General features: G+C 38.3%; 2 protein-coding genes. One reads left to right on the top strand and one right to left on the bottom strand.

The window, feature by feature from the left end; genetic code table 11:
* Positions 1-26 precede the first annotated feature (26 nt).
* Positions 27-1,142, bottom strand: a complete 1,116-nt coding sequence (locus L1264_RS21365; protein WP_199526732.1) for an IS630 family transposase — start codon at positions 1,140-1,142, stop codon at positions 27-29.
* A gap of 59 nt (positions 1,143-1,201) precedes the next feature.
* Between L1264_RS21365 and L1264_RS21360 the strand changes: the two genes are divergently transcribed.
* Complete coding sequence (locus tag L1264_RS21360; RefSeq protein WP_175081208.1) at positions 1,202-1,453, top strand: LexA family protein; 252 nt, start codon at positions 1,202-1,204, stop codon at positions 1,451-1,453.
* Positions 1,454-1,489: the final 36 nt, after the last annotated feature.

The following is a 1,489-nucleotide window of genomic DNA, read 5'->3' as shown; positions in this document are numbered from 1 at the left end:
CTAGTACTTCATCACACAAGTTCTGACTAGTTGAGGGCACCATAAGCCCTCTCAAGTTTTTCACGAGCTGATTCAACATTAAATAGCCAGTTTATACTTGTTCTTTCTTTATTCCTGCTCCATTCCCAGGCCGCGAGTTCTGTCTTTAGTTCTTCCATACTTGCTATACGTCTATCTAAACATTGCTTATTCATATTACCAATTTCTATCTCGACCATGTTCAACCAACTCGCGTGTTTTGGTGTGTAATGTAATTCTAGTTTATTTAAAATCCGGCGTGCTTCCTGTGGAGAAAATGCTTTATATAACGCTCCTTCTGTATGAGTTGATAAGTTATCTAACACAACTTTTATTTTGTTCGCATGTGGATAATGAAGATCAACTAAATCCCTCATACAATTAGCAAAGTCAATTTTCGTCTTTCTTTCTGTTGCTTTAACATGCCGCCATCCTCGATGGCGATCGAAGAATACAAATAAGTTGGCCACACCTACACGTTTATATTCATAATCTAACCGCTTAGTCTGCCCCTGCTTCATTGGTTGTGCCGGTCGAGTATCATCTACAAGTTGTTTCATCGCCTCATCAAAGTTAATTATGGGGTTTAACTCATCTGCTGGCTCAGCATACAACTCGAGCACATGTTCCATCCGCGCGATATATTCAGCATCCATTGTCGCCACACACCACATCTTTTTTTGCCATGGTTTTAGTGCATTTTCTTTAAGACGCCTCCGTATTGTTTCATACGAGATACTATCTAAATCAGTTAATGTAACTAATCGCTCTCCAAGTAAAGATAATGTCCATCTAGCGTGACCTGTTGGTGGCTTAGTGCAAGCTGTGGCGATTAACGTTGCTTCATCTTTCGCAGAAGTTTTTCTCATTGCACCACTTCGTGCACCTTCATTCAAAGCTGCCGCTAGATTCTCTTCAACGAACTGGCGTTTGACTCGAAATACGGTGGAAGAGCTCACTTGAACAGCTTCACATATTTGCTCTGTTGTATATCTACAACGGTCAGCTTTTAACAAAATAGCAGCCCGCTTGTACTTTCGAACATTGACCATGCCTTTTTTGCAATAGTCTACTAATTCTTGTTTTTCTTCTTCTGATAATTCAACAATATACTTTCGGTTCATAACAATATTAAGTAAGTTTATATGAGTTAAAGGATCGTTGATTAGGGTAAAAGTTCATTATGAATAAAGAAGAGTCGCCACTGTTTACAGCAAAGCAAGGTCAGTATTTAGCATTTATTTATTACTACACAAAAGTGAATGGGATTGCGCCTGCTGAAAGTGATTTTGAGCGCTACTTTGGAACCGCATCTTCAAGTGTTCATTCAATGATTTCAGTTCTTAAGAAGAAGAAATTTATAACATCAGTTACTGGAAAAAGCAGGAGTATTGAATTATTGATTGAAAAAGATCAGTTACCTGAATTTAAGTAGGGGCAACTGATCAAAATATATGTGAAAGAGTACTAG

Source organism: Pseudoalteromonas sp. APAL1 (genome assembly GCF_021532475.1).
Taxonomy (GTDB): Bacteria; Pseudomonadota; Gammaproteobacteria; order Enterobacterales; family Alteromonadaceae; genus Pseudoalteromonas; species Pseudoalteromonas lipolytica_C.
This window is presented reverse-complemented; position numbering and strand designations above follow the sequence as displayed.